Origin of the sequence: Stenotrophomonas sp. MH181796, assembly GCF_009659995.1 — a bacterium.
GTDB classification, from domain to species: Bacteria; Pseudomonadota; Gammaproteobacteria; order Xanthomonadales; family Xanthomonadaceae; genus Stenotrophomonas; species Stenotrophomonas riyadhensis.
Genome location: NZ_RAHU01000001.1, coordinates 556,966 through 581,274, shown reverse-complemented (window position 1 = coordinate 581,274; position 24,309 = coordinate 556,966). Strand labels below are relative to the sequence as shown.

The window sequence follows — 24,309 nt, the reverse complement described above, 5'->3', positions numbered from 1 at the left end:
TGCATGAAGCTGCTGAGCGCATTGCTGTGGTCGTCACTGCTGGCCACGATGGCCCCGTCTGCGTGGGCGCAGGCCAATACCATTCCCTCGCAGCCACACCTGCTGGTGAAGGGCGAGGCGCGCCGCGTGGTGATGCCGGACCGGTTCGGCCTGCAGTTGAACATCGAAGAGACCGACATGGATGCCGACGCCGCGCGCCGCCGCGTGCAGGACAACGTCGCGCGCGTGCTGGCGCTGTTCAAGCAGAACAAGGCGGTGGAAGGCAGCGTGCGTGCGGACAACCTGCGGATCGGTCCAGCCCATCGCTACGACAATGGCAAGCAGGTCTTCATCGGTACCCGCGTGGCGCGCCAGCTGCGTGCGAGCTTCGCCAGTGTGCAGGCCATGCAGGCAACGCTGGCTGCACTGAAGGCCAACGAGAACCTGCAGGTCAGCAGCGTGGCCCCGACCTACTCGGGCGAAGTGGCGCTGCGCCGCGAACTCAAGGGCGAGGCCGCGGCCAGGACCCGCGAGTCCGCACAGGGCCTGGCCAAGGCCTACGGCACCCAGCTGCGAGGCCTGTACAGCATCTCCGACGTGGCCCCGGACTTCGCCTATGGCATCCAGGCCGGCCGATGGCCACAGCCGGTCGAGGGTGAGGTGAGCGGCGTGCCTGAGCCACGCCTTACCGATATCACCCTGACCGGCAGCGCTGCAGCGCCCGCACCCATGGCACCGGAGTCGATCGAGGCCGGTCCCATCACCTACACCGAAAACGTGTACGCCATTTTCCTGATAAGCGACGGAACCTGACCATGTTGTGGATGATCGACAACTACGACAGCTTCACCTACAACCTCGTGCAGTACCTGCAGACGCTGGGCGCCGAGGTGAAGGTGGTGCGCAACGATGCGATGAGCGTGGACGAGATCGCCGCGCAGAAGCCCGAGCGCATCGTCATCTCGCCCGGCCCGTGCACGCCCAACGAAGCGGGCGTGTCGCTGGAGCTGATCCAGCGCCTGGGCCCGACCACGCCCATCCTCGGCGTCTGCCTGGGCCACCAGGGCATCGGCCAGGTCTACGGCGGCACGGTCATCCGTGCCGGCAACATCATGCACGGCAAGACCTCGCCGATCCGCCATGAAGGCAAGGGCGTGTTCGCTGGCCTGCCGGACCGCTACCAGGCCACCCGCTACCACTCGCTGGTGGTGGACAAGAACAGCCTGCCGGACTGCCTGGAAGTGACCGCCTGGACCGAGAACGACGACGGCTCGATCGAAGAGATCATGGGCCTGCGCCACCGCCAGTTCCCGGTGGAAGGCGTGCAGTTCCATCCCGAATCCATCCTCACCGAACACGGCCACGCCCTGCTGCGCAATTTCCTGCAGCGTCCGGCGGCCTGATCCAAGGAGCATTCCCATGAGCTTCTCCCCCCAGGAAGCCCTGCAACGCACCATCGAGCACCGCGAAATCTTCTTCGACGAAATGGTCGACCTGATGCGGCAGATCATGCGCGGCGACGTCTCGCCGATGATGACCGCCGCGATCCTCACCGGCCTGCGCGTGAAGAAGGAAACCATCGACGAGATCGCCGCGGCGGCCACGGTCATGCGTGAATTCGCGCTGGCGGTGCCGGTGGCCGACAGCACCCACCTGGTCGACATCGTCGGCACCGGTGGCGATGGCTCGCACACCTTCAACATCTCTACCTGCGCGATGTTCGTCGCCGCTGCGGCCGGTGCGCGCGTGGCCAAGCATGGCAACCGCAGCGTGTCGTCCAAGTCCGGCAGCGCCGATGCGGTGGAAGCACTGGGTGCGGCCATCGAGCTGCAGCCGGCCCAGGTGGCCGCGGCGATCGAGCAGACCGGTATCGGTTTCATGTTCGCGCCGATCCATCACCCGTCGATGAAGGTCGTCGCGCCGGTCCGCCGCGAGATGGGCGTGCGCACCATCTTCAACATCCTTGGCCCGCTGACCAACCCGGCCAGCGCACCGTCGGTACTGATGGGCGTGTTCCACCCCGATCTGGTGGGTATCCAGGCACGGGTGCTGCGCGAGCTGGGTACCGAACGCGCCATGGTGGTCTGGGGCCGCGACAACATGGACGAGATTTCGCTGGGCGCCGGCACCCTGGTGGGCGAGCTGCGCGATGGCAAGGTGCGCGAGTACGAGATCCACCCGGAGGACTTCGGCATCGCCATGTCGGCCAGCCGCAACCTGCGCGTGGACAGCCCGGAGCAGTCCATCGCCATGCTGCGCGCGGTGCTGGACAACCAGCCCGGCCCGGCGCTGGACATCGTGGCCCTGAATGCCGGCGCCGCGCTGTACGTGGCCGGCGTGGCCAGCGACATCGGCGACGGCCTGGCCCGCGCCCGTGCCGCCATCGCCAACGGCAGCGCCCGCCAGCGCCTGCAGCAGTATGTGGAGACCACCCGCGCGCTGGTTGCCTGAGCGCGCGGTTCAGCCTGACCCTCTTGATGGCCGATAATGGCCGTCCTCACCGCCCCCGCACCGAACCGAAGACGATGAGCGACATCCTGCAGACGATCCTGGCCCGCAAGGCCGAAGAAGTGGCCCAGCGCCGCGCCCAGCGCCCGCTCGAGGAGCTGCAGGCCGCCGTGGCCAGCGCCCCGCCGGTACGTGGCTTCGTGCGCGCGCTGCAGGCGGCGGTGGCCAACGGCGACCCGGCGGTGATTGCCGAGGTGAAGAAGGCCAGCCCCTCCAAGGGTGTGATCCGCCCGGACTTCCGCCCGGCCGACATCGCGGTCAGCTACGAGTTCGGTGGCGCCAGCTGCCTGTCGGTGTTGACCGACGTGGACTTCTTCCAGGGCGCCGACGCCTACCTGCAGCAGGCCCGCGAAGCCTGCACGCTGCCGGTGCTGCGCAAGGACTTCGTGATCGACGCCTACCAGGTGTACGAGGCGCGCGTGCTGGGCGCCGACTGCATCCTGCTGATCGTCGCCGCGCTGGACGACACCCAGCTGGCCACGCTGTCCGAACTGGCGTTGTCGCTGGGCATGGACGTGCTGGTGGAAGTGCACGACATCGACGAGCTGGAGCGTGCGCTGCAGGTACCGGCGCCGATGATCGGCATCAACAACCGCAACCTGCGCACCTTCGAGGTGTCGCTGCAGACCACGCTGGACATGCAGAAGGCGGTGCCGCGCGATCGCCTGCTGGTCACCGAGAGCGGCATCCTCGGTCCGCAGGACGTGGCGCTGATGCGCGATGCCGGCATCCATGCGTTCCTGGTCGGCGAGGCCTTCATGCGCGTGGAAGAGCCGGGCGAGGGCCTGCGTCAGCTATTCTTCGCGGCATGACAACGCACTATCCGACGCCGCGCGAGGATGCGCCGCTGGTGGTCTTCGACTTCGACCACACCCTCTACGACGGCGATTCGGGCACTCACCTGTTCGCTTCGCTGATCAAGCGCAACCCACTGCGGATGCTGGCGGCGCTGCTGGTCACGCCGATCGCCGGGCCGCTGGTGGCGATGCTGCCGACGCGTCGCACCGGCATTTCGGTCTATGTGTGGATCGGCAGCTTCGGCCTGCACCGTGCGCGTGATTTCAACAAGGTGATCGACGCCTACGTGCTGCGCAACGAGGCGCAGATGCGCGCCAAGCTGCTGCCGCAGGCGCTGGAGGTCTTTGCTGCGCACCGCGCCAAGGGCGACCGCGTGGTGGTCGCTACCGGCGCGCCGCCGGAACTGGCGCGCGCGATCCTGGCCTTCGTGGCCCACCAGGACGTGCCGGTGATCGGCACCGAGGTCGGCCCGCGGCTGGGCGGCGTCGGCCCGACCCGCCACTGCCACAACGAAGAGAAGATGCGCATGCTGCGCGAGCGCGGCTATGGCGACATCGACGTCGCGTACTCCGACAGTACTGCCGACCTGCCGCTGCTGCTGGCCGCCAAGGCGCCGGTGGTGGTGAACCCGAAGCCGAGCCGCGTGGACTTCTTCCGCCGCGTGCTGCCGGCCGGCACCCGCATCCTCAACTGGGGCTGCGTGGACCGTGGCGGCGACAAGGCCTGATCCCGCCGCACGGTGATGGATCTGCCGGCCAGCGGCCGGCACTACCCCTTTTCCGTCCTGGTAGTGCCGGCCGCTGGCCGGCAAACGTTCAGCGCGCCAGATACCCGGTCAGCGCATGCCCGATCTGGAACAGGCTGATGCCCAGTACCAGCACGCCGACGGCCACCAGTACCCAGCGCTCCTTCAGGCGCTTCACCAGCAGTGCCGCCACCGGTGCCGCCATCATGCCGCCGATCAGCAGGCCGGCCACGATCTGCAGGTGATGCAGGCCCATCGACAGCAGGAACGTAGCTGAAACCGTCAGGGTGACCACGAATTCGGCCGCGTTCACCGTGCCGATGGTGGTGCGCGCCTGGCCGCCGCGGGCGAGCAGGGTGGAGGTGGCCACCGGTCCCCAGCCGCCCCCGCCGCTGGCATCCAGGAAGCCGGCCACGAAGCCCAGCACGGGCACCCGCTTGACCTCGCCCTTGGGCATCAGTCGGCCGGCGGCACGCGCCAGGATGATGATGGCCAGCACCAGCAGGTAGAGATAGATGAGCGGGCGGATCACCTCGCCGGGCAGCTGGGTCAGGCCGTAGGCACCCACGGCGCCGCCGACAGCGCCGGGCAGCGCCAGGCGCAGGAACAAGCGCTTATCGACATTGCCGGCGACCAGATGCGACACGCCGGAGGCGCCGGTGGTGAACACCTCGGCGGTGTGGATGGCGGCGCTGGCCTGCGCGGGCGGAATGCCCATGGCCAGCATCACCGACGACGACACCAGGCCGAACGCCATGCCCAGCGCGCCGTCCACCAGCTGGGCGCCCAGGCCGATGAGGATGAACCACCAGAATGCGCTGCTCAGTTCCATGTACCGAGCCTAGCGCGCCAAGGAGTGCGGACCAAGGTCCGCACCACCCACCGGGTGCTCAACGGTCAACGGGTGCCGTACAGCACCACGGTCTTGCCGCGGGCATGCAGCAGGCCGTCGGTCTGCAGCTTCTTCAGCACACGGCCGGCCATTTCGCGCGAGCAGCCGACCAGGCGGGCCAGTTCCTGGCGCGAGACGCGCAGCTGGCTGCCCTGCGGATGGCTCATCGCCTCCGGCTCCTGCGCCAGGTCGTGCAGGGTGCGCACGATCCGGTCGGTAACGTCCAGGAATGCCAGGCGGCTGGCCTTGCGGCTGGTGTCGAGCAGGCGCTTGGAGATCTGCTGGCCCAGCGCGTACAGCAGGCGCGGGGCATCGGCCGACAGCGGGCCGAGGAACAGCTGATGCAGGCGCTCGTAGCTGATTTCGGCCAGCTCGCAGGCGGTACGGGTCCTCAGGATCACCTCGCGGCGGTCCGATTCAACGAACAGGCCCATCTCGCCGACGAACTCGCCGGCACCGAAGTAGCCCAGCACCAGCTCGCGATCGTCATCTTCCTCGGCCATGATCGAAACCGAGCCACTGATGACGTAATACAGGGTTCCCGCCGGGTCACCGGGTCGGAAGACGTCGGTACGGGTGGGGTATCGCCGCCTGTGGCTGTGCGCCAGGAAACGATCGATTGTGGCGATATCCAGGGCCAGTGGACTGCTAGCTAGGCGCACGGTTGACACGATAGGAGCGCTCCCTCTGCGCATGAACGGATTCACGGGGTCGATAGCGGAGCTTAACCAGCGCAATTGTTAAGGGCAAACAGTGTGCCAGATGTGAGCGCTCTTCACGTTCCCCCCGGGGACAGTTTGCCCCATAATTCCCCCTTTCCCTTCTTACACAGGAATCGACCGCCGTGGTCAAGCCGTTGCCTCGCCTGAGGCTGCAGGGTTTCAACAACCTCACCAAGGCGCTGAGCTTCAACATCTATGACGTGTGTTACGCGCGCACCGAAGAGGAGCGTCAGCGTTACATTGAATACATCGATGAAGAGTACAACGCCGACAGGCTGACTCAAATCTTGACCGATGTCGCCGAGATCATCGGCGCCAACATCCTGAACGTGGCCCGCCAGGACTACGACCCGCAGGGTGCCTCGGTGACCATCCTGATCTCCGAAGAACCGGTGATCGACAAGAAGCAGGCCGGCAAGGAGCTGATCTCCGATGCCGTGGTCGCGCACATGGACAAGTCGCACATCACCGTGCACACCTATCCGGAAACGCACCCGCAGGAAGGTATCGCCACCTTCCGCGCCGACATCGACGTGGCCACCTGCGGCGTCATTTCGCCGTTGAAGGCGTTGAACTACCTGATCGAAAGCCTCGAGTCGGACATCGTGATCATGGACTACCGCGTCCGTGGCTTCACCCGCGATGTGAAGGGCAAGAAGCACTACATCGATCACAAGATCAACTCGATCCAGAACTTCCTGGCCAAGAACATCAAGTCGCGTTACGAGATGTTCGACGTCAACGTCTACCAGGAAAACATCTTCCACACGAAGATGCACCTGAAGGACTTCGACCTGGACCAGTACCTGTTCGAGGAAAAGGCCAAGAACCTGTCGTTCAAGGAACGCATGAAGATCGAAGCGCTGCTCAAGCGCGAGATCGAAGAGCTGTTCCACGGCCGGAACCTGTCCGAGTAAACCCCATGTGCGATGCCCGCAGGCATCGCCGCCCAGGCGGGACGACCCGCTCCGTGGAACCAGTGCCCCGCACGCGTTATAGTTCCACGGTGATGTACCGACCCACGGCCCGGTGTGAAAACACCGGGCCGTTTCGTTTTTCTCAAAAAAGGTAAGGAGCCCCCACCCATGCCCTGGATCTACCTGCTGCTGGCCGGCCTGTTCGAGATCGGTTTTGCCCTTGGAATGAAGTACTCCGAAGGCTTCAGCAAACCCCTGCCCACCGTTGCCACGGTGGTGTCCGCCCTGATCAGCCTGTACCTGATGAGCCAGGCGATGAAGAGCATTCCGGTTGGTACGGCCTACGCGATCTGGACCGGCATCGGCGCCATGGGCGTGGCGGTGCTGGGCATCTACCTGTTCAATGACAGCGCATCGCCGGCCCGCCTGGCCTGCGTGGGCCTGATCGTGGCCGGTGTGATCGGCCTGAAGCTGGTCTCGCCCAATTAATCGGTAGTGCCGGCCGCTGGCCGGCAACCTCCTGATCTTCTGCGGTGCCTGCGTGGTTGCCGGCCAGCGGCCGGCACTACCTGGCGGTCACAGCCGGTAGGCGATGGTCTTCATGACCTTGGAAGCCAGCGCCATCGCGCCCGGGATCGGGAACGGCAGGCGGCGTGCGCCGGCCTGCTCGGCGTGGTCCGCATGGCGGGCCTCGTCTTCCTTCATCACGGCGATGACCGCGCGGCTGCGCAGGTCGCCGGCCGGCAGGTCGACCAGGTGCTCGTCCAGGTGCGCCTCCACCTGGCGCTCGGTCTCGACCACGAAGCCCAGGTTCCAGCCGTCGCCACGCAGCCCGGCCAGGGTGCCGATGGTGTAGCTGCCGGCGTACCAGAGCGGGTTGAACAGGCTCGGACGACTCTCCAGTTCGCCCAGGCGGGTGGCGCACCAGGCCAGGTGGTCGGTCTCTTCCTGGGCCGCTTCCAGCAGGTGTTCACGCGTGGCCGGGTCGCGGGCCACGGCCGCCTGGCCGAAGTACAGGCCCTGTGCGCAGACCTCGCCGACGTGGTTGATCCGCATCAGCCCGGCGGCATGGCGGCGCTCGGTGCGGTCCATGCCGGGCTCGTCGGTCTCCGTGGCCGGGTAGGGGCGGGCCGCCGGCGGGTTCCCGAACACCGTGTCCAGGGCGCGCTGCGCCTCGGTCAGCAGGTGGTCCAGCGGGGTGATCTGGCGGAGCACGGTCATGGCGGTACACGGTGGGGCGGAAGACCCCGCGATTCTCGCCCGGCCCCGTCCCCCTGCCAACCCGGTCAGGGGCCCGCTTGCAACCCTGGGCTGACCTGCGTACAATCCCGCCTCTTACGCTTCACCTTTTCACAACGCGTGGCAGAGTTCCGGCGAGCCTTTCGCCGCAATGAGCCCGACCTAACCTAGAGTTCTTCATGAGCACTTTCACTGCCAAGAACGAGACCGTCCAGCGCGACTGGTACCTCGTCGACGCCGAGGGCAAGACCCTGGGCCGTCTCGCCACCGAGCTGGCCCGCCGTCTGCGTGGCAAGCACAAGCCGGTCTACACCCCGCACGTTGATACCGGCGACTACCTGGTCGTCATCAATGCAGAAAAGATTGCCGTCACCGGCAAGAAGCTGCAGGACAAGATGTATCACCGTTTCACCGGTTACATCGGCAACCTGAAGACCGAATCCCTGGCCCAGGCGCTGGAGCGCCACCCGGAGCGCGTGATCGAGATCGCCGTGAAGGGCATGCTGCCGAAGGGCCCGCTGGGTCGCCAGATGTACCGCAAGCTCAAGGTCTACGCCGGCACTGAGCATCCGCACGCCGCACAGCAGCCGCAGGTTCTGGATATCTAATCATGGCTATCACTCAAAACTACGGCACTGGCCGCCGCAAGTCCTCCACCGCTCGCGTGTTCCTGCGCAAGGGTTCGGGCAACATCACCGTCAATGGCCGTCCGCTGGACGAGTTCTTCGGTCGTGAGACCGCGCGCATGATCGTGCGCCAGCCGCTCGAGCTGACCAAGAACACCGAAAGCTTCGACATCCTGGTCACCGCCGCTGGCGGCGGCACCACCGGCCAGGCCGGTGCGATCCGTCTGGGCATCGCCCGTGCTCTGGTCGAGTACGACGAAACCCTGAAGTCCGAGCTGCGCAAGGCTGGCTTCATGACCCGTGACGCCCGTGAAGTCGAGCGTAAGAAGGTCGGTCTGCACAAGGCCCGCCGCGCCACCCAGTTCTCCAAGCGCTGATCTACCGCGCCTGGTTGGGCTCCTTCGGGAGCCCGCTGGTTGGAAAAGCAAAAGCCCGGCTTCGGCCGGGCTTTTGTCGTTTCGGGGTCATGCATTTCCAGGTTGCCGGCCGGTGGCTGGCGATGGGGTGGGGTCAGAGCCTTTTCCTTTGGAAAAGGATCCGACCCCGGACCTCTCTGGAGAAGAGTCCCCTTGATGTTCAAGGGCGCGCGCCGACAGGCGCGGGGATAAGGTGGGATGCGTGACCAAGCAAAAAAGAAAAAAGCCTGATCTTTCGATCAGGCTTTTTTCTTTTTTGTTTGGCTGCCCCGGATGGATTCGAACCACCGAATGCCTGAGTCAGAGTCAGGTGCCTTACCGCTTGGCGACGGGGCAAAACGTGCAACTATTTTCTCACTTTTCACACTGAAAAACAACTTGATTTTCAGTGTGGTGGCTATGGGTGGACTCGAACCACCGACCCCAGCATTATGAGTGCTGTGCTCTAACCGGCTGAGCTACATAGCCTTGGTGAGCCCGCTATTCTGCGGATGTGTATCGCCCCTGTCAACACTTTTGTGTCGTGCTTGTGGGCCGACAGAGGGCATGGGATAGTCCCGACCAGTAGATTTTTTAGGAGTCCGCATCGTGATCGATCCGGACGGCTATCGACCGAACGTCGGCATCGTGCTGATGCGGCAGGATGGTCAGGTGTTCTGGGCACGACGCGTGCGCCGGGACGGCTGGCAGTTCCCGCAGGGTGGCATGAACACCGACGAGACGCCTGTCGAGGCCATGTATCGTGAACTGCAGGAAGAGACCGGCCTGCTGCCTGAGCATGTGGAAGTGCTCGGGGCGACACCCGGCTGGCTGCGCTACAAGCTGCCGGCGCGGGCCATCCGCCGCAACGAGCGGCAGGTCTGCATCGGCCAGAAGCAGGTCTGGTTCCTGCTGCGCCTGACCGGCGACGAATCCCACGTGAAGCTGGACCACACCGACTCGCCCGAGTTCGACCACTGGCGCTGGGTGGACTTCTGGTACCCGGTAGAGCACGTGGTGATGTTCAAACGCGGCGTCTATGCGCGTGCCCTGCGACACCTGGCGCCACTGGCGCGCGGCGTGGCCGGGCAGGGCGTCACCGCCATGCCCAAGAGCGCCGCCGAGGCCTGGATGCCGGGCCACACGGCCGGGCACGACCGCCCGCGCAAGCGCCCACGGACCCGGGGCTACTGGCCGAAGAAGGCCACCGGCGATGGTCCGGCCACGTAACCGGCTGAACGGTATCGAGAATGGTTCAGGTCTCTGATTGACAACCATTCTCGTTTCCATTGGAATAGCCAACAGGCCGCTTCTGGCCTGTCAGCCCGGTCCACGCCTGTGTACGTCTGCATCTGCAACGGAGTCACCGACCACCAGATCCGCGAAGCCGCCAGCCATGGCGTCAGCACGGTGGCCGAACTGACCATGCGTACCGGTTGCGGTGCCACCTGCGGTTCCTGCCTGGACATGGCCGGCGATCTGTTGGCCAAGGCGCGTGCCACCCACGATCTGCCGCTGCCGGTACTGGGCTTGGCCCAGGTCGCCTGATCGTCTCTTCGCGGCGCGTTGACGCCGCGCTTTCGCATCCTTCACGTGCGGCCGCACAGGCCAATGCGCACGATTCGCGTTCCTTCACGACCGCACGCAAGGCGCTAAAGTGCCTGCGTTTTCAGCGTGCAGGAGCATCCCCATGAAGGGCGACACCAAGGTCATCGAATTCCTCAACAAGGTCCTCTACAACGAGCTGACCGCGATCAACCAGTACTTCCTGCACGCCAAGATGCTGAAGAACTGGGGCATCAAGGAGCTGGCCGAACACGAGTACAAGGAATCGATCGACGAGATGAAGCATGCCGACATGCTCGCCGACCGCATCCTGTTCCTCGAAGGCCTGCCGAATTTCCAGGCGCTGGGCAAGCTGCGCATCGGCGAGAACCCGACCGAGATCCTGCAGTGCGACCTGTCGCTGGAACGCGACGGCGTGGTCACCCTGCGCGAGGCCGTGGCCTATTCCGACTCGGTTGGTGACTACGTCAGCCGCCAGCTGTTCGTGAAGATCCTGGATTCGGAAGAAGAGCACATCGACTGGCTGGAAACCCAGCTCGACCTGATCGAGCGTATCGGCGAGCCGAAGTACCTGCTCAGCAAGCTGGAAGAGTGACGTAGCGTCGAGCTTGCTCGACTGTGATCAGCATGGCGATGGTCGAGCAAGCTCGACGCTACCGATGCTGTGCCAGGTAGCCCGTCAGCGCCACGCGCGCGCGGGCGAATTCCGCAACCAGCAGCGCCACTGCCACGGCGGGGCGCTGCAGGCTGCCGCTGCGGGCCTCATGTTCGATCCGCTGCGCGACCGCCGACAGCGACAACGCCCCAACGTTCGCACTCGATGATTTGAGGCTGTGGGCGATTGCCTGCAGTCGCGGCTCGTCGCTGCCCTGCGCGGCCTGCTGCAGCTGCTGCACCATCGCCGGTGCATCGTCCAGGAACACCATGATGATCTGGAAGGCGGTGTCGCCGATCACCGCGTGCAGTTCGTCCAGCACATCGCGGTCCAGCACCGGTTGCGTCACCGCTTGGCTTTTCGTCTCCTGTAGAGCCGAGCCATGCTCGGCTGATGGAGCGCGACTGCTATTGGCCGTCAGCCGAGCATGGCTCGGCTCTACAGAAGGCCGTGCAGGTGATGCAGCTCTACCGTCCCCCCAGCGCTTCAACAGCGCATGCAAGGTGGCGCGCGCGATCGGCTTGGACAGGTAGTCGTCCATCCCGGCCTGCAGGCAGCGTTCGCGGTCACCGGCCATCGCATTGGCAGTCATCGCGATGATCGGCAGCCGCGTGCGCCCAGTTTCCCGCTCCTCGGCGCGCCAGTGACGGGTGGCGGCATAGCCATCCAGTACCGGCATCTGGCAATCCATCAGCACCACATCCACATCGCCCTCGCGCAGGGCCAGCAGCGCCTGTTCGCCATCGGCGGCATTGCGCACCTCGCACTGGAACACACGCAGCAGTTGCTCGGCCACCATCCGGTTGACCGTGTTGTCCTCCACCAGCAGTACGCGCAGGTGCAAGGGGGGCAGCATGGGCGTGGGCTGCCCCTCTTCGGCATTGGCCAGCAGCGCGGCAGGGCGCGCAGGCGCGGCCGGTGCAGCCAGCAGCGCATGCAGTGCGGCGTCATCGAAGTGCGTGGGGAGTTGGCGCTGGCGCGGGCGTGCCGGAAGGGCATCGTCCTGCAACCACAAGGCCTGCAGCGTGTCGTCCTCGCCACGCTCGGCCAACGCCTGTTGCAAGGTGGCTTCGCTGATGCGGCGCGCACGTGCATCGACAATCAGCCAGGCCGGTGCCGGTTGCCCGGGCCGTGGCATCGCGCGCAGGCGCTCGACCACGGCGTCGGCCTGCGCCAGCGCGTGCACCTGCAGCCCATGATGGGCTGCGATGCGCTCGATGCGCGCCTGCAGGATCGCATCGGTACTGAACAGCAACAGCGGGACCGGCGTCCGCGCCATCGCCGGCAGGTCGCCGGGTACCTTCAACAGCGGGATCTCGAACCAGAACGTTGCCCCCTGGCCCGGCGTGGACTGCACGCCGATGCGGCCGTGCATCAGGTCGATGATGCGCTTGCAGATGGCCAGGCCCAGGCCGGTACCACCATAGATCCGGGTGGTGGAGGCGTCGGCCTGGCTGAAGGACTGGAACAGGCGAGCCTGCAGGGCCGCATCGATGCCGATGCCGGTATCGATGATCTCGAAGCGCAGCTGATGCTGTGCAGGACCTTCGCCCAGCCGCTGCACGCGCAGCTGTACCTGGCCGCGCGCGGTGAACTTGATTGCGTTGGCCAGCAGGTTGCTCAGCACCTGGCGTAGGCGCACCGGGTCGCCGCGCACCGGCAGGCGCACGGAGGGATCCAGCTGCAGGCCCAGCGACAGGCCCTTGGAGTCGGCCGCGCGCTGCATCAGCTGCACGACACCATCGAGCAGGTCACGCAGGTTGAAGCTGGTGATCTCCAGCTCAAGTGCCTGCGCTTCCAGCCGTGAGTAGTCGAGAATGTCGTCGACGATGCGCAGCAGCTGCTGCGAGCTGGCCGAAGCAGTGGCCAGCATCTGTCGCTGGTCCTCACCCAGCGGCCCGCGCGCGATCAGCTCCAGCATCGGCAGGATGCCGTTGAGCGGCGTGCGGATCTCGTGGCTCATCGTGGCCAGGAACTCGCCCTTGGCCAGCACGGCCGCTTCGGCGGCCTGCTTGGCCTGCAGCAGCTGCTGCTCCAGCTGGCCCTGGCGTTCAGTGGTGTGGCGCAGCTGGTCGCGCTCGGCGGCCAGCAGGCTGCGCTCGCGCTGCAGCTGGGCCAGTGCCCGGTTGCGCGCGCGCAGGCGCAGGCCCAACAGCAGCAGTGCGACGGCCGCAGCAAGGGCAACCAGCAGCACGCCCCACAGCGGCACGTCAGAGCACCGCGTTGTGGAAGTCGAAGTTCAGGTCGCTGCCGGCCGACTGCACCATGTTGCCCTGGATGTAATCGACTCCGCCGACCCACATCGCGGCCGCAGCCTGCGGGTCCTCGATCTGCTGGCCGATGATCTGCTGACCGGTGGCGTGTGCGCGTTCAATCGCCTTGCGCAGTTCTTCGCGCGTGGCCGGATTGGAGTGGCTGCTGGAGAAGCGCGCGGCCATGCGCACGAACGACAGCGGCAGCTGGGGCAGCAGTGCATCGGCCTCGCCGCTGGGCTCGAACTGGCTCAGGCAGAAGCGCACGCCGGCCCCGGCCATGCGCTGGCAGAACTGCTGCAGCGGCACGGTGTGGATCAGCGCGTCGGGCAGGCGCACGTCGATCACCAGTGCGCTGCCGGGCAGGTCGCGTTGCTGCAGCGATTCCAGCAGCCAGTCGGCGAACGCATCGCGCTGCAGGGTGCGCAGCGACTGCGAGACGAACAGGTTCAGCGGTTGCGTTGCGTGCCGGTACAGGTCCAGCAGGCCCAGCGCGTGATCCATCACCTGCTGGTCGAGGTCGGCGATGCGCCCGGCGGCTTCCGCGGCCGGGATCACCTGGCCGGCTGCCAGCACCGTGCCATCGGCCTGGCGCAGGCGCAGCAGCAGCTGGTACTGCGCGGTGTTGCCACCGGCGACGGCGACGATCGGCTGATAGGCCAGCTCAAGTTGGCCTTCCAGCAGGGCCAGGTGCTCCTGTTCGCTGATCACGTCGCGATGCACGTGGCCAGCCACGCCGGCGCTGAGCAGGCGCGCCTGCAGGGTGGTGCGTTCGACGGCCTCCAGCGCACTGTTGGCATCCTCGAAGCCGGACGACAGCGGCGCGTAGCCGACCACGCCGCGCAGGTGCACGGATTCATCGTCGCGGATCACGAAGGCGCGCGCCGACAACTGCTCGCGCAGCGTCGCAGCGATACCTTCCAGGCTGTCCTCATCGGTATTGCGTACGAGCAGCAGGAAGCTGTTGTCATTCAGGCGTGCCAACAGATGCGGGTGGCCGGCTTCCGCCAGGCGCTGCCCGGCCTGCACCATCAGACGCTCGAAGGCCGCATAGCCATAGCGCTCGCGCAGCCCCAGCGCACTGGACACTTCGACGAACAGCACGCCGCCCGGGTCGCGGTGGGCGAGCGCAGCGTTGAGCTGCTGCAGCACGTGATGACGCGTCGGCAACCCCGTTTCCGGATTGCTGGTGGCCGGTGCGCCGCCCGCACCGGGCAGGGTCGCGGCCTGCGCACGTGCGCGACGGATGCGGTTGGCCACGGCAGCGATCAGGTGGCGCGGGCGGATCGGCTTGCTCAGGTAGTCATCGGCGCCACTGTCGAGCACTTCGAACTGGCGCTCCGGGTCCGGATCGCCGCTGAGGAACACGATCGGCAGCAGCTGCAGGCCGGGTTGCTGGCGGATCAGCGCGGTCAGGCGCATGCCATCGAGGCCAGGCAGGTGCAGGTCCATCAGGATCAGGTCGGGGCGATGTTCCCTGATCGCCTGCAGCGCGCCATCGGCATCGCTGTGCACGATCGCCTGCATGCCGGCACCGTGCAGCACGCTCTGGGCGAACAGCGCCTGGGCGCGATCGTCCTCGACGATCAGCACGCGGTACGGCGAATCGGACGGCGGCGGCGCCTGGTCGTTGTTGCCAGCCTCGGCCAGCACGGCCGGGCCGGGAAGCGGCGGTGGCGCGCTGTGGATCGACGGAGCATCGGCAACGGCGCTCTGCGGCATGACCGCCACAGGTGTTGCCGGAGCGCTGGTGACCGTCTCGACGGTCCAGCGTTGCCAATGATCGGCCGGAGGGGTTTCAGCGCGTCCCGGGCGGGCGCCCGCGGGGGATTCGTTTGCGGCCATCGGTGCTCCTGGTGTTCGCGTCCATTATGCGACAAGCCCGGGGATCAACCGGTACCGGGTTGCCGCGCACTGTCCGGTGATGCGCTGCGTGCCAGCCAGCGCACGCCCTTCCACAGGGCGCGCCACACCAGCCACACCAGCAGTGCACCGGCCAGGCTGCAGGCCAGCACCACGATCAGCGCGATCCAGGGATGTGCCAGGGCCAGGGCGAGGCCGCCGATCACCACGGTGTCTTCGGCGGCCGATGCGACCCAGTTGCTGGCCGGCTCCGGCGAGGTATTGAGCAGGGCGCGGGTGCCGGCCTTCAGGCCATGGCTGGCCAGCGCCACACCGGCGCCGGCGGCAAGTGCGCCGGTGCCCAGCTGGCCGTCCGGCGACAGCGTGGCAGCGGCAAGGAAGGCGCCGGCAGGCACGCGCGCGAGTGTCTGCACCAGGTCCCAGACCGAATCCACACCGGGGATCTTGTCGGCGAAGAATTCGGTCACTGCCAGCGCTGCGGACGTGCCCAGCACCCACCACGATTCCGTGGCCTGCAGGGCCGGCGGCAGGTCGACCCAGCCGAGCAGGCCGGCCAGGCCGACACCGAACACGGTGAGGTAGACGCGGATGCCGGCCAGCCAGGCCAGCAGGATGCCGATCACGAACAGGTGGGCTTCGGTCATGGCGGTGCTCCGGCGACGGAACTGTGCAGGGGGCCACACTATCGACGATGGCGTGCCTGAACGCCACAGACCGCGGCCCGCCACTGCGCAGGAAACCCACCCGTCCTGTCATACACTAGCCCGTCGTTTGCCACAGGGGCCGTACCGGTGTCGCCCTCGCGATGCCCCGGAAACCACCCATGACCAACCGTCCTCCCATGCGCGTGCAGGTTCGCCTGCCCGGCGCGCCGCAACCGCCGGCCGACCGTCGCCGCCTGCTGGTGATCGGCGGCATCTGGCTGCTCAGCCTGGTGCTGGCGGTGCTGGGTGGCTGCTGGATGGCCACGCCGCGCGATGCCCAGGGCCAGCGCCTGCAGGCCGCCGAGAAGCGTGCCGAGACGTTGCAGGCGCAGCTGACCGAACTGCGCCAGAAGCAGGCCACGCTGGAAGCCTCCGACCGCATCAGCCGCGCCGCCAACACCGAGGTGCAGTCCTCGCTGGCCGAGCGCGATGAGGAAATCGCCGGCCTGCGTGCCGACGTTGCCTTCTATGAGCGCCTGGTGGGTTCGACCAGCCAGCGCAAGGGCCTGAACACCCATTCGATCGAGTTCAGCCCGGAAGCGGCCGGCACCTGGCAGTACACCGCCGTGCTGACCCAGAACCTCAACCGCGGCGCCATCAGCCAGGGGCAGATGCGTTTCACCGTGGAAGGCGTGAAGAACGGCAAGCTGGCCACGATCAGCTGGGATGATCTGCACCAGCGCAGCAAGGTGCCGGGACAGGATTACTCGTTCCGGTACTTCCAGCAGATCACCGGCAGCGTGATGCTGCCGGCTGACTTCACCCCGCAACGCGTGCGGGTGACATTGGGGAGTGGTACGGGGGGTACCACCCAGGTATTCGACTGGAAACAGGCCGGTGCGCCGGCCAGCAAAGGGGAGTAGGCAGATGTTCGGAAGCAGCAAATCCAACCGTGAAGGCCAGCTGGTGGTGGATGCCCTGATCGGCAACCAGGTGGTGATCCGTGGTGATGTGGAATTCAGTGGGGGCCTGTATGTGGAAGGTCGCATCCATGGCAAGGTGATCGCCGCCGAAGGCGCCAGTGGCGCGACCCTGACGGTCGCCGAGCATGGCGTGATCGAGGGCGAGATCCGCGCCCAGGTGGTGGTCATCAGTGGCCGTCTGGACGGCGACGTGCACGCCACCGAGAAGGTCGAGCTGACCCCGAGCGCACGGGTCAATGGCAACGTCCACTACCAGGTGGTGGAGATGAATGCGGGCGCCCAGCTGAACGGCCGCCTGATCCATGCCAGCGCCCCGATGGCGGCCCTGCCGGCCCCGGAAGGCGACGACGCCAATGGTGGCAAGGGCGACACCGCCGCACGCCGCAAGCTGGCCGAGGCGATGGCTTGAAAGCCATCGCCGGCACCCCCATGCTGACGGCATGAGCACGCTAGTCTCCCTGCCCGGCGCCACCCCGGTTGCCGCGCCCGATTACCAGTCGCTGGAGCGCCCGCTGAACTTCACCGAGTCGGCGGCCGCCAAGGTCAAATCCCTGATCCAGGAAGAGGGCAACCCCGACCTGGCCCTGCGCGTGTACATCGAAGGCGGTGGCTGTTCGGGCTTCCAGTACGGGTTCGAGTTCGACGAGAACCGTGCCGAGGATGACCTGGCGGTGCAGACCAGCGGGGTGACCCTGCTGGTCGACCCGTTGAGCCTGCAGTACCTGATGGGCGCCGAGGTGGACTACACCGAGAGCCTGACCGGTGCCCAGTTCGTGATCCGCAACCCGAATGCGAAGACCACCTGCGGCTGCGGCAGCAGCTTCAGCATGTAAGAACCCTGTGGCCGGGATGTGCCAACCAAGGTTGGCACCTACCAGAGCGGATCAGTAGATCCACGCCATGCGTGGATGTTCCGTGCCTCCACGCCCACATCAGCAGATTGCGCACAGCGCCGACCTTGCCTCCCGCATCGATTGGCGGCACGCTTGCCGGATGCCCAATACTCCTTCGCCGCTTTCCGGTTTCGCCTTCGTTGGCGAACCGCTGGAGCGCGCCGATGCCCTGCGCGAAGATGCCGATGCACTGGCGCGCCTGTGGCCGGGCGCGCGCATTCTCGTGCTCGATCAGGACGGCAGCGCCTTCACTGGCGATGACGATCAGCCACTGGCGCTGAGCGGCGCCGACATCGGCGGTGGCCCCGGTGCCGCGATCTTCCTCGGCCTGCGTGGCGAGCAGGCCTGGTTCTCGGTCGAAGCCGCCAACGTTACCGTCACCGCGCCGCGCCGACTCGACCTGCGCCAGGCCGCACTGCTGTGGTCGATGGCCGATGCGACCGCCTTCAGCTATGCCCGCGGCATGTCCTACTGGCATTCGCGCACCCGCTTCTGCGGCGTGTGCGGTGGTGCTGTGGCGTTTGCCCGTGGCGGCTTCGTCGGCCGTTGTGTGCAGTGTTCCACCGAGCACTATCCGCGGGTCGATCCTGCCGTGATCGTCGCCGTGGAAAACCAGGGCCGGTTGCTGCTGGGCCGGCAGTCGAACTGGGCACCGCGGCGTTACTCGGTGCTGGCCGGCTTCGTCGAACCCGGCGAGACCTTCGAGCAGACCGTGGTGCGTGAAGTGCACGAGGAGAGCAAGGTACGGGTGACCGCCTGCCAGTACCTCGGTTCGCAGCCGTGGCCGTTCCCGGGCGCGCTGATGATCGGTTTCCGTGCACAGGCGCAGGATGACCTGCCGACCGTGGATGGCGAGCTGGAAGATGCGCGCTGGTTCAGTGCCGACGAGGTCGGCGCGGCACTGGCACGCGATGTGGAGGACGATGGCCAGGGCATCCGCCTGTCGCCGCCGATCTCGATTTCGCGCGGCCTGATCGAACACTGGTACCGGCAGCAGAAGGGCTGAGCGGGGCTGACGGTGGCGCCTGTATTGCCGCCACCTGAACACGGCCCGGGTTACAGTCCGGTTCACCGCTGAGGGCGCCGCTGCGACAGGTAAGGTAGCGACGCCGAGCGTTCTGTTTCGTAGGGAGACCTGCCATGTTCACCACTCTGGCCGCCGTGCTGGTGGCACTGGCCCTGGGCCATGTTGCCCCGGCCGCTGCCGCCTCGCTGCGCCGTTTCGACGGCTTCCGGCGTTGGCTGGGCTGGCTGGACGCGCGCGGTGGCAAGGCCTGGCAGGGACCGGCCGGCGTTGCCCTGGCACTGCTGCCGCCGCTGTTGCTGATGGCGCTGCTGGCGTGGCTGCTGCGCGGGGTGCTGTTCGGCCTGCCGTCGCTGCTGCTGGGCGTGGCGGTACTGGCGTGGTGCTGGGGCCCGCGCGATCTGGACCGCGATATCGAAGCGATCATCGATGCCGATGACGCGGCGACGCGCCAGGCCGCGGTACGTAACCTGCAGGTGGCCGGTGGCAGCCTGCGCGAGGACATTCCGTCACTGGTCGAGGCAACCGTGCTCAACGCCTTGCGGCGCTGGTTCGCGGTGCTGTTCTGGTTCCTGCTGCTGGGCCCGGCCGGTGCGCTGGGTTACCGGCTATTGGCGTTGATGGCGGAAAGCCCGATGCGCGCCCGCGTGCCGGTGGAGCCGCTGGCGCTGGCGCAGCGCCTGCTGGGCTGGATCGAGTGGCCGGTGGCACAGCTGATGGCGTTTTCGATGGCGCTGGTGGGCAACTTCGATACGGCGTGGAAGGCCTGGCGCCAGGCCCACGGCGAGCGCCTGGCCGGCAACATCGGCTTCCTCGGCGCGGTGGCGCGGGCCAGCGTCAATGCCGAGCTACGCGAGGATGCGCACGATTACACCGAGGCGGGATTGTTGCCGGTGTGGCAGCGGCTGCCGGACCTGCGTGATGCGATGAGCCTGGTGTGGCGGATGCTGCTGCTGTGGCTGGCGATCCTCGCCCTGCTGGTGATTGCAGGCTGGGTGACGTAGTTGCTTTGCAGGGCTTGCAGCCCTGCACCTGCAGAAGCAACAGCAACAGCAACAGCAACAGCAACGGCAGGATTGCTGCGGGTTGGCGGGGTGGGTCGGATGGCGGGGGACGCCGTGAATCCGTCCGTGGAGGCTTGGTCGCCGCATCCATGCGGCTCACACCCCCGCCATCCGACCCACCCCGCCTTCGACAGATTCCCGCGGCTGTTGGTAGGTGTCGACCTTGGTCGACACGGTAGATCCACGCCATGCGTGGATGCAGAGCGAAGCGATCCGCTTCCGCTTCCGCTTTTGATCTTCTCTTTCTTTTCCGTGGTGGACGCACACGGAAACTGTCCGTGGCCGGGCGGGATGGGTTTGCGGGGGTGTCCGCGGCATGGATGCCGCGGCCAAGCCTCCACGGACGGATTCACGGCGTCCCCCGCAAACCCATCCCGCCCGGCCAACCCCATGATCGACAAACGCCGCCCACCACGAGGGGCTGCGCCGTTGGCTGGAAACCTAGATCGGTGCCAGTGCAGTGAACGGTGCCCACGGCAGGTTGCGCAGCAGCGCATACCCGGGCAGCACCCAGAGCCAGAACACGGGATTGGCCAGCACCCGCATCAGCGGGTCGAGCACACGCGGGCGGATGCCGGCGATGTTCAGCAGCATCAACAACAGGAACGGCAGGCTGATGACCAGCAGCGGGTTCATCGCCATCGCGCCGGGCAGGTCGAAGTGGACCAGGGAATACAGGCAGCGCGTGCTGCCACAGCCCGGGCAGTACAGGCCGGTCAGCGCGTACAGCGGGCAGCTCGGCAGGGGATTGCCGGCGACATACGGATTGACGTTGCGCAGCACCACCGTGGCACCCACGGCCAGGCCGGCGGAAACCAGCAGCGGTGCCCAGCGGGCGAGTCGGGAACGAGCGGGAAGCGCGGACATGCAACAACGGATCCGGCGCAGGCGCCGGATCCGTCCAGGCGTATCAGTAGTTGCCGTTGCTCATCGCGCCCATGCCGCCGAGCACAACGAAGAACAGCACGTACAGCACGACCAGCACGACCCAGGCGATGGCCGACCACATGGCCCACTTCTTGGCCTTGGCGGCGGAGTCCTGGGCGCCGGCGATGTCGCCGGCCGCCAGCTTGCCGTTGACCTGGGCGGCGTAGACGATCGACACGATGCCGGCCGGCAGGCAGCAGAACAGGGTGGTCAGGATCGCCCAGACCAGGTTGTTCGGGACCTGCGGAGTAGCAGTATTCATGGGTTCAAGCTCCTTGATGGGTGGTGGTGGTGAATCATTGGTCGGAAAGAGCGCCCAGTACGGCCAAGCCGCCGAACAGCCCGAACCACAACAGCAACAGGACCGGCAGGGCCACGGCCGAAGCCACCGCCCACCAGCCCGCCTTGCGCGACGCACTGTAGGCCCCCGGCAGGTCGCCGGCCGCGCGGCGGCCATCGACCTGGGAGGCATAGACGATCGACACCACGCCCAACGGCAGGCAGCAGAACAGCGTCGTCAGGATCGCCCAGACCAGATGGTTGGGGATGTAGACCGGACGGCTGAGCGGTGGTGGTTGATTCAAAGCGAGACTCCATTCCTTGGTGGCCGGCCATGATGAATCGGCCGGACCTCCCCCCTGTGGGTGCGTAATCTACCGCAACCTGCGTTGCATGTATGCGTTTACAGTCACGACATGTCGCGTACACCACTGGACGATGACGTATGTGGGGGAGTCCGCTGGGCCCGCTCGGCGGGCCCATCTCGTCAGGCGTGATCGCCGCGCAGGGCCCGCACCTGGGCCTCCAGCACCGGTGCGCTGGTGCTGTGGCCATCCACGGCCGCTGCCGCCACCACCTCGACGGTGGCGCGGAAACGGCGCGGCACGCGCATGCGGCCCAGGCGGCTGTCGCGCCGGCTCCACATGCTCGACCACATGCCGCGCAGCGCCATCGGCACCACCGGCACCGGCCGCCGTTCGAGGATCTTCTCGACGCCGGACTTGAACGGTGCCATCGCGCCATCCTTGGTCAGCGCGCCTTCCGGGAAGATGCAGACCAGCTCGCCTTCGGCCAGCGCAGCGTCGATGTCATCGAACGCGCGCTGCATCAGCGCCGGGTCTTCGCGCGCACCGGCGATCGGGATCGCCTTGGCGGTCCGGAAGATCCAGCGCATCACCGGGATGTTGAAGATCTTGTAGTACATGACGAAGCGCACCGGGCGCGGGATCGTCGCCGACAGGATCAGTGCGTCCATGTAGCTGACATGGTTGCAGACCAGCAGCGCGGCGCCCTCGTCGGGCACGTTGGCCTCGATGCCGTGCGGGCGCAGGCGGTACAGGGTGCGCACCATCAGCCAGCTGAGGAAGCGCATCAGGAATTCGGGGACGATGGTGAAGATGTAGATCGCCACCAGTGCGTTGGCGATGGCCAGCGCCAGGAACTGCTGCGGGATGGTCCAGTGCAGCAGCTTGTGCGCGGCCAGCGACAGCAGGGCTGCGCCGACGATGAAGCCGGAGTTCTGGATGTTCAGCGCCGCAAACACGCGCGACATCTGCGCCTTCGGCGTGCGGCTCTGGATCAGCGCGAACAGCGGCACCACGAAGATGCCGGTGAACAGGCCGATGCCGATCAGGTCGATGACGATGCGGATGCTGCCCGGCTGCTGCAGGAACGTCCCGATGGTCAGTCCGTGCACGGTCGCTTCGCCACTGCGGGCGAAATACAGGTCGAGCAGGAACGCGGTCATGCCGAACGCACCCAGCGGCACCAGGCCGATTTCCACCGTGCGTGCCGACAGCTTCTCGCACAGCAACGAGCCAACGCCGGTGCCGACCGAGAACAGGGCCAGCGCAAAGATATACAGGGTCGGCTCACCGCCGAGGTTGGTCACGGCATAGGCCGGCAGCTGCGAGGTCAGCACGGTGCCGACGAACCAGAACCAGGACACGCCCAGGATTGAATTGCGCACCGCCTTCTGCTGGCGCGCCATGCGCAGCACCGCCAGTGATTCGGGCAGCGGGTTCCAGTTGATCTTCAGGTTCGGGTCGCCGGCATCGACCCTGGGAATCAGGCGCGCGGCGATGTTGCCGCAGATCGCCAGGCCGATGATCGCGCAGGCCGCCACCACCGTACCGTGGCTGCCGGCGACGGTGAACACCAGGCCGCCGACGATCATGCCGGACAGGATCGACATCGAGGTGCCCATTTCAACCAGGCCGTTGCCACCGGTCAGCTCTTCGGGCTTGAGCACCGACGGCAGCACCGAGTACTTCACTGGGCCGAACAGGGTCGACTGCATGCCGGTGCAGAACAGGGCGACCAGCAGCACCGGCAGGCTCTGAGTGAGGAAGCCGGTGGCTGCCAGCGACATGATCACGATCTCCATGGTGGTGGTGATCACGATCAGCCGCGATTTTTCCAGTTTGTCGGCGATCTGCCCGGCCAGCGCCGAGAACAGGAAGTACGGCAGGATGAAGATGGCCGGTGCCAGCGTGGCGTACAGCCCCAGTTCTTCCTCCGGTACGGCCATGAACAGCAACATGCTGATGATCGCCTGCCGGTACACGTTGTCGTTGAACGCTCCGAGTGCCTGGACGACGAAGAACGGCAGGAAACGGCGCTGGCGCAGCAGGGCGAACTGGTTGTGACCGGACATGGAGCCTCCTTGACCGGCGCAGCCTAGCATTCCTGCCTATCCGCCGGGACCATGGCGGGATGCATCCACGCATGGCGTGGATCTACTGAAGCCCCACAACTGTGGGTGCGGACCGTTGGTCCGCACACCTTGATAGGTCTCAGACGATATCGTCGACCACGCCGCCATCCACGCGCAGCGCTGCGCCGGAGGTCGCCGAGGCCTGCGGCGAGGCCAGGTACACCACCATGTTGGCCACTTCCTCGACCGTGGCGGTGCGCTGGATCACCGAAGACGGCCGGTGTGCCATCACGAACTCGCGGCCGATCTGCTCCAGTGGCTTGCCGCTGCGCTGGCGTTCATCTTCGAACATCGCCGCGAAACCGTCGGACATGGTCGGGCCGGGCAACACCGCGTTGACGGTGACGCCGCTGCCGGCCACGCGCTTGGCCAGGCCGCGCGACAGCGACAGCTGCGCGGTCTTGCTGACACCGTAGTGGATCATGTCGGCCGGAATGTTGCGTGCCGATTCGGATGAGATGAACAGTACGCGACCCCAGCCGGCATCGACCATGGCCGGCAACAGTGCCCGCGACAAGCGCACGCCGGACATCACGTTGGTCTGCCAGTAGCGTTCCCAGGTCGCGTCTTCGGTCTCGAAGAAGTCCTCGGGGCCGAAAATGCCGGCGTTGTTGACCAGGATGTCGACCTTGGGCAGGCCTGCCAGCAGCGTGTCGACGCCGGCCGCATCGGAGAGGTCGGCGGCCACGCCGAGCACGTCGGCACCCGGAACGGCGGCGAGCAGGCGCTGGCGGGCGCGTTCGACGCTGTCGGTGCTGCGGCCGTTGAGAATGATCCGCGCGCCCGCGTTGGCCAGGCCCTGGGCAATCGCCAGGCCGATGCCGGCGGTGGAGGCGGTGACCAGCGCGGTACGGCCGGAGAGTTCAATCTTCATGGGGAATCCGGGGGAGCAGGGATCGCC

The 24,309-nt window shown here is 66.7% G+C and carries 28 protein-coding genes and 2 tRNA genes; 17 read left to right on the top strand and 13 right to left on the bottom strand.

Annotation, left to right across the window (positions count from 1 at the left end; translation table 11 throughout):
- Window positions 1–3: 3 nt before the first annotated feature.
- The 5 genes from D5301_RS02685 to D5301_RS02665 all read left to right on the top strand — a co-directional run bounded on the left by D5301_RS02685 (window position 4) and on the right by D5301_RS02665 (window position 4,012).
- Window positions 4–792, top strand: coding sequence for an SIMPL domain-containing protein (locus tag D5301_RS02685; RefSeq protein WP_110713970.1), 789 nt, complete (start codon window positions 4–6; stop codon window positions 790–792).
- Window positions 793–794: 2 nt separating this feature from the next.
- On the top strand, window positions 795–1,382 hold the full coding sequence (locus D5301_RS02680; protein ID WP_014648668.1) for an aminodeoxychorismate/anthranilate synthase component II: 588 nt from the start codon (window positions 795–797) through the stop codon (window positions 1,380–1,382).
- A gap of 16 nt (window positions 1,383–1,398) precedes the next feature.
- Window positions 1,399–2,430: an anthranilate phosphoribosyltransferase gene (trpD, locus tag D5301_RS02675; RefSeq protein ID WP_110713969.1), complete on the top strand. Its 1,032-nt coding sequence runs from the start codon at window positions 1,399–1,401 to the stop codon at window positions 2,428–2,430.
- A 74-nt stretch (window positions 2,431–2,504) separates the two neighbouring features.
- Complete coding sequence (gene trpC, locus D5301_RS02670) at window positions 2,505–3,299, top strand: indole-3-glycerol phosphate synthase TrpC (RefSeq protein WP_106550927.1); 795 nt, start codon at window positions 2,505–2,507, stop codon at window positions 3,297–3,299.
- Window positions 3,296–4,012, top strand: a complete 717-nt coding sequence (locus D5301_RS02665; protein ID WP_153854687.1) for a haloacid dehalogenase-like hydrolase — start codon at window positions 3,296–3,298, stop codon at window positions 4,010–4,012. Before trpC ends, D5301_RS02665 begins: the two co-directional genes overlap by 4 nt.
- Before the next feature lie 88 nt (window positions 4,013–4,100).
- Here D5301_RS02665 and D5301_RS02660 read toward each other — a convergent pair whose 3' ends face one another.
- Both D5301_RS02660 and crp read right to left on the bottom strand, forming a co-directional pair.
- A complete protein-coding gene (locus tag D5301_RS02660) occupies window positions 4,101–4,862 on the bottom strand; it encodes a sulfite exporter TauE/SafE family protein (RefSeq protein ID WP_014038735.1) in 762 nt (253 codons plus the stop codon).
- 65 nt (window positions 4,863–4,927) lie between these two features.
- On the bottom strand, window positions 4,928–5,617 hold the full coding sequence (gene crp, locus D5301_RS02655; RefSeq protein ID WP_010482649.1) for a cAMP-activated global transcriptional regulator CRP: 690 nt from the start codon (window positions 5,615–5,617) through the stop codon (window positions 4,928–4,930).
- Between the two features lie 149 nt (window positions 5,618–5,766).
- Between crp and speD the strand changes: the two genes are divergently transcribed.
- Both speD and sugE read left to right on the top strand, forming a co-directional pair.
- Window positions 5,767–6,561: an adenosylmethionine decarboxylase gene (speD, locus tag D5301_RS02650; RefSeq protein WP_006473908.1), complete on the top strand. Its 795-nt coding sequence runs from the start codon at window positions 5,767–5,769 to the stop codon at window positions 6,559–6,561.
- A 168-nt stretch (window positions 6,562–6,729) separates the two neighbouring features.
- A complete protein-coding gene (gene sugE / locus D5301_RS02645; RefSeq protein ID WP_005419816.1) occupies window positions 6,730–7,050 on the top strand; it encodes a quaternary ammonium compound efflux SMR transporter SugE in 321 nt (106 codons plus the stop codon).
- A gap of 87 nt (window positions 7,051–7,137) precedes the next feature.
- On the opposite strand, the gene coq7 is transcribed toward sugE, so the two are convergent.
- Window positions 7,138–7,782, bottom strand: coding sequence for a 2-polyprenyl-3-methyl-6-methoxy-1,4-benzoquinone monooxygenase (coq7, locus tag D5301_RS02640; RefSeq protein ID WP_153854686.1), 645 nt, complete (start codon window positions 7,780–7,782; stop codon window positions 7,138–7,140).
- Window positions 7,783–7,979: 197 nt separating this feature from the next.
- On the opposite strand from coq7, the gene rplM reads away from it, so the two are divergent.
- Both rplM and rpsI read left to right on the top strand, forming a co-directional pair.
- Window positions 7,980–8,408 (top strand): 50S ribosomal protein L13, encoded by a 429-nt coding sequence (gene rplM / locus D5301_RS02635; protein ID WP_005414692.1) that lies wholly within the window; start codon window positions 7,980–7,982, stop codon window positions 8,406–8,408.
- A 2-nt stretch (window positions 8,409–8,410) separates the two neighbouring features.
- Window positions 8,411–8,803, top strand: coding sequence for a 30S ribosomal protein S9 (gene rpsI / locus D5301_RS02630; protein WP_005411311.1), 393 nt, complete (start codon window positions 8,411–8,413; stop codon window positions 8,801–8,803).
- A 300-nt stretch (window positions 8,804–9,103) separates the two neighbouring features.
- Here rpsI and D5301_RS02625 read toward each other — a convergent pair.
- Both D5301_RS02625 and D5301_RS02620 read right to left on the bottom strand, forming a co-directional pair.
- Window positions 9,104–9,178 (bottom strand) — tRNA-Gln (locus tag D5301_RS02625).
- Between the two features lie 55 nt (window positions 9,179–9,233).
- Window positions 9,234–9,310, bottom strand: a tRNA-Met gene (locus D5301_RS02620).
- Window positions 9,311–9,430: 120 nt separating this feature from the next.
- Here D5301_RS02620 and D5301_RS02615 point away from each other — a divergent pair.
- The 3 genes from D5301_RS02615 (at window position 9,431) to bfr (ending at window position 10,982) form a co-directional block, all read left to right on the top strand.
- A complete protein-coding gene (locus D5301_RS02615) occupies window positions 9,431–10,051 on the top strand; it encodes an RNA pyrophosphohydrolase (RefSeq protein ID WP_032127170.1) in 621 nt (206 codons plus the stop codon).
- Window positions 10,052–10,159: 108 nt separating this feature from the next.
- A complete protein-coding gene (locus D5301_RS02610) occupies window positions 10,160–10,369 on the top strand; it encodes a bacterioferritin-associated ferredoxin (protein ID WP_005411309.1) in 210 nt (69 codons plus the stop codon).
- A gap of 142 nt (window positions 10,370–10,511) precedes the next feature.
- Window positions 10,512–10,982, top strand: coding sequence for a bacterioferritin (gene bfr, locus D5301_RS02605; RefSeq protein ID WP_005419804.1), 471 nt, complete (start codon window positions 10,512–10,514; stop codon window positions 10,980–10,982).
- A gap of 58 nt (window positions 10,983–11,040) precedes the next feature.
- Here the strand turns inward: bfr and D5301_RS02600 are convergent, their stop codons facing one another.
- Genes D5301_RS02600 through D5301_RS02590 form a run of 3 tightly spaced genes read right to left on the bottom strand, consistent with a single transcriptional unit; the run spans window position 11,041 to window position 15,801 of the window.
- Entirely contained in the window at window positions 11,041–13,251 is a 2,211-nt protein-coding gene (locus tag D5301_RS02600; RefSeq protein WP_324187247.1) for an ATP-binding protein, read from the bottom strand.
- A 1-nt stretch (window position 13,252) separates the two neighbouring features.
- Window positions 13,253–15,139: an EAL domain-containing protein gene (locus D5301_RS02595; protein WP_153854684.1), complete on the bottom strand. Its 1,887-nt coding sequence runs from the start codon at window positions 15,137–15,139 to the stop codon at window positions 13,253–13,255.
- Between the two features lie 44 nt (window positions 15,140–15,183).
- Window positions 15,184–15,801, bottom strand: a complete 618-nt coding sequence (locus D5301_RS02590) for a DUF4126 domain-containing protein (protein ID WP_110713963.1) — start codon at window positions 15,799–15,801, stop codon at window positions 15,184–15,186.
- 179 nt (window positions 15,802–15,980) lie between these two features.
- Here D5301_RS02590 and D5301_RS02585 point away from each other — a divergent pair, with 179 nt between their 5' ends.
- From D5301_RS02585 to ampE, 5 genes are all read left to right on the top strand, one after another.
- Complete coding sequence (locus D5301_RS02585; protein ID WP_100442148.1) at window positions 15,981–16,724, top strand: DUF6776 family protein; 744 nt, start codon at window positions 15,981–15,983, stop codon at window positions 16,722–16,724.
- A gap of 4 nt (window positions 16,725–16,728) precedes the next feature.
- Window positions 16,729–17,193 (top strand): polymer-forming cytoskeletal protein, encoded by a 465-nt coding sequence (locus D5301_RS02580; RefSeq protein ID WP_099554096.1) that lies wholly within the window; start codon window positions 16,729–16,731, stop codon window positions 17,191–17,193.
- 31 nt (window positions 17,194–17,224) lie between these two features.
- Entirely contained in the window at window positions 17,225–17,617 is a 393-nt protein-coding gene (erpA, locus tag D5301_RS02575) for an iron-sulfur cluster insertion protein ErpA (protein WP_005419789.1), read from the top strand.
- A 160-nt stretch (window positions 17,618–17,777) separates the two neighbouring features.
- Window positions 17,778–18,683, top strand: a complete 906-nt coding sequence (nudC, locus tag D5301_RS02570) for an NAD(+) diphosphatase (protein ID WP_153854683.1) — start codon at window positions 17,778–17,780, stop codon at window positions 18,681–18,683.
- A gap of 134 nt (window positions 18,684–18,817) precedes the next feature.
- A complete protein-coding gene (gene ampE / locus D5301_RS02565) occupies window positions 18,818–19,705 on the top strand; it encodes a regulatory signaling modulator protein AmpE (protein WP_153854682.1) in 888 nt (295 codons plus the stop codon).
- Window positions 19,706–20,206: 501 nt separating this feature from the next.
- Here ampE and D5301_RS02560 read toward each other — a convergent pair.
- From D5301_RS02560 to D5301_RS02540, 5 genes are all read right to left on the bottom strand, one after another.
- On the bottom strand, window positions 20,207–20,632 hold the full coding sequence (locus D5301_RS02560) for a DUF2752 domain-containing protein (RefSeq protein WP_006473646.1): 426 nt from the start codon (window positions 20,630–20,632) through the stop codon (window positions 20,207–20,209).
- Between the two features lie 43 nt (window positions 20,633–20,675).
- Window positions 20,676–20,954 carry a CD225/dispanin family protein gene (locus D5301_RS02555; RefSeq protein ID WP_032127177.1) on the bottom strand — a complete coding sequence of 93 codons (279 nt, stop codon included), beginning with the start codon at window positions 20,952–20,954 and terminating at the stop codon, window positions 20,676–20,678.
- Between the two features lie 34 nt (window positions 20,955–20,988).
- Window positions 20,989–21,276, bottom strand: coding sequence for a CD225/dispanin family protein (locus D5301_RS02550; RefSeq protein ID WP_005419784.1), 288 nt, complete (start codon window positions 21,274–21,276; stop codon window positions 20,989–20,991).
- Window positions 21,277–21,458: 182 nt separating this feature from the next.
- The gene (locus tag D5301_RS02545) at window positions 21,459–23,348 is read right to left on the bottom strand and encodes an MFS transporter (protein ID WP_153854681.1); all 1,890 of its coding nucleotides are present in this window, start codon (window positions 23,346–23,348) and stop codon (window positions 21,459–21,461) included.
- Between the two features lie 139 nt (window positions 23,349–23,487).
- Window positions 23,488–24,282, bottom strand: a complete 795-nt coding sequence (locus D5301_RS02540; protein WP_153854680.1) for an SDR family oxidoreductase — start codon at window positions 24,280–24,282, stop codon at window positions 23,488–23,490.
- Window positions 24,283–24,309: the final 27 nt, after the last annotated feature.